We start from the raw sequence: 2675 nt of genomic DNA on the forward strand, positions 1-2675 counted from the left end.
CAACGTTCACTTTCCTTAGGGCCTGCTTGCTCGCTGACCCGCTTCCCGGGCCTTTTCCCCCAGAGGCTTCGACCGCTGGCGTTGCCACCAGTAGCCGCTCCGGGTGCTTCCGGCTGGAGCAATAGTTGCCGGGTGGAGATCACTCCCTCCCCACTGGGCGATGCACCCTTTTCACGGCACACGAGAAATGGCGGCTAGAGCCGACGGAAAGGCAATCGACCCTTTTTCTTATTTTCCGGCTCGCAACTTGCTCGCTCTTGCCTTTCGATCTTTTCCGCATGCTCGCCCACGCCCTTCACTCCTGTTTGGCTTCCTCGCATCCCGCGCCCCATCCAGAGCCTTCTGGTTGGCGCAAGGCGGCGTGGATTCTCCTCTTTGCAGCACCTCTCCTTGTCTCTTTCGGCTGCAGCGCAGAACAGGAGGCGGCCACGGCCGAGGACCGAATCGCCGAGTACCGGCGCCATCCTTCGGAAAGGACGAAGCAAGCGGCCGCGCAAGCCTTAGCCAACCTCGACGAGGCGCTTCGCGATCGGGAGAAGGAGACCCTGAAGGGCAACCAGACGCCCAAGCAGGCGGCCGAGCTTGCCAAGCTTGAGCTCAAACGCGCTCAGCTCGGGATCGACTTCACAAAGGCAAAGGTCGACGCGTTCGCCAACGGGGTGCAAAAGGCTTTTGAGGAGAAGTAGGTGACGGCCAAAGGAGTCGACGTCCTGGTCGTCGGCGGAGGAATCGCCGGCTTGACCACCGCGTTTCACCTTGCCGAGAAGGGCTGCTCTGTCGTTCTCCTGGAACGGGAGAGTCAGCCGGCCTTCCACTCCACCGGACGCTCGGCCGTCTTCTTCCGGGGAAGCCATGGGAGGGCACCCGTTCGCGCTCTCTGCCGAGCCAGTCGACCATTCTTCGAGCATCCTCCGGAGACTCTTTCGGAGCGCAAGCTCGCCGCTCCCCGGGATGCCCTCTTCCTCGCTTCCACCCGTGATCTCCGCGCCTTGGATTCCTTCGTCGAAGGCATGAACACCCTTGGCACCGTGATGGAATACCTCACACCGGAAGAGGCCTGTGCGCAGGTGCCCGTGCTGCGGCCCGCATTTGTCGGAGGAGCCGCGCGGGAGACGGGCGGAATGGATATCGATCTTCCCGCTCTCCTTCGGGCCTTGCAGGGTGGCCTCGTGCGGCAAGGAGGATGCGTCCGTCTCCGTGCGGCCGTGAGGGAGATGGAGAGGAGTGGCTCCCTTTGGCGGGTTCGGACTCCGGCCGGCGACTTTGCGGCCCCGTTCCTCGTCAATGCGGCGGGAGCCTGGTGTGACGAGGTTGCCCGCACGGCAGGGGCGGCGCCGATCGGGATCGTGCCGAAACGGAGAACGGTGATGACCTTTCGACCCGATGCCAAAACCGACATCGCGCGATGGCCGATGGTTCTCGAGGTAAGAGAACGGTTCTATTTCCGACCCTGGGGAAAAGAGCTTCTCGCCTCCCCCGCCGACCAGACCCCGGTTCCGCCCTGCGACATCCAACCGGAGGAAACCGACTGCCGGATCCTCCTCCAAAGGCTTGCCGAGGCCACGACCCTTCCGCTCGATCCGGATTCCCTCCTTCGCCGATGGGCGGGGCTCCGTTCCTTCGTTCCAGACGAACTCCCAGTCATTGGCTGGGATCCCGACCTTCCCGGTTTTTTCTGGGTTGCTGCGCTGGGAGGCTTCGGAATCGAAACTTCCCCGGCAGTCGGACAGATCGCCGCCGCCCTTCTGACCGACGCCCCGTTCCCTCCCCGCGTCGCAGCAGAAGGCGTTTCTGAGACGGACTTCACTCCCAAACGGATCCGAGCCTAACCTGCATGGCGAACCGCCATTTCTCACAAGCTTTCTCCTGCGGCTTGCACAATGGGCTTGTCTGCTTCGCTCTCGCTTGGTTTTCCATCCTTGCAGTATGTCCTCATACAGCTCCGGTGGAAAACCGGCGCCGCGCCTCGCATCCAAGCCCATTTGCGGTGCCTCGGCTACGAAATTTGTGTGGAGTCGAGGAGTGGCGCGGTGCGACGTAGGAGAGCCATAGCGGGGGCTGCCCCTTTCGGCATGACAGTGCCTGAGTATCTCTCCCTATCGGCCGTTTCCACTCCCCGCTCATCAAACCGAACAGGCGGATTTCCCGCATTCGGCTTCCGGACAAGGTTGGTACAGGATTATGCCCACGGTAAGCTCCGCGTACATCTCCCGAGGGGGATGTGAGATCGAACTTGCCTTCGCTTTCTCCTGCAACGTCCTCTGGAGCCTCTGAACCCGCAAGGGAGGTTGTAGGCGTGCCGCCACTCTCCGTTCTCGCTCCTTCCGACGTTTCCCTTGAACTAAGGCCCCTTCCCTCCCTCGGACTTTCTCCGAGCTCACAGGTAGTACATCGCGTCATAATTACGTGACATAACAGTACAGACTAGGTATTATGGCTTTCATTATGGGAGCCATTTTAAGTGCATTACCGATTCGCGAAGAGCAGAGAGAAGAGTTAGAAGACAGCGTCCGCAAGAGGAATGCGAAAGCCGGGTAGGTGATGAGAGCACGGATAATTCCGATGGCTGCCGATGGGGTTTCCAGCGCGGCGATTTCCCGGCGGCTCCAGTGCAACGCGCATATCGTGGGCAAATGGCGGCGACGGTTTTCCACGGAGGGGATCGCTGGGCTCAA

General features: G+C 61.4%; 3 protein-coding genes. All 3 read left to right on the top strand.

The window, feature by feature from the left end; all coding sequences use genetic code 11:
• Positions 1-278 precede the first annotated feature (278 nt).
• Complete coding sequence (locus A37A_RS0112460; protein WP_155996668.1) at positions 279-686, top strand: hypothetical protein; 408 nt, start codon at positions 279-281, stop codon at positions 684-686.
• Positions 687-1829 carry an FAD-binding oxidoreductase gene (locus A37A_RS0112465; protein ID WP_018291823.1) on the top strand — a complete coding sequence of 381 codons (1143 nt, stop codon included), beginning with the start codon at positions 687-689 and terminating at the stop codon, positions 1827-1829.
• Positions 1830-2541: 712 nt separating this feature from the next.
• Positions 2542-2675: helix-turn-helix domain-containing protein (locus tag A37A_RS21550; RefSeq protein ID WP_255324921.1), on the top strand; the 134-nt coding region annotated here is incomplete at its 3' end.

The organism is Verrucomicrobium sp. 3C (genome assembly GCF_000379365.1).
Lineage (GTDB): Bacteria > Verrucomicrobiota > Verrucomicrobiia > Methylacidiphilales > Methylacidiphilaceae > Methylacidimicrobium.

What these genes read in the sequence shown, in the direction of transcription:
- A37A_RS0112460 (WP_155996668.1), top strand. Translation starts at nt 279, where the DNA reads ATGCTCGCCCACGCCCTTCACTCCTGTTTGGCTTCCTCGCATCCCGCG.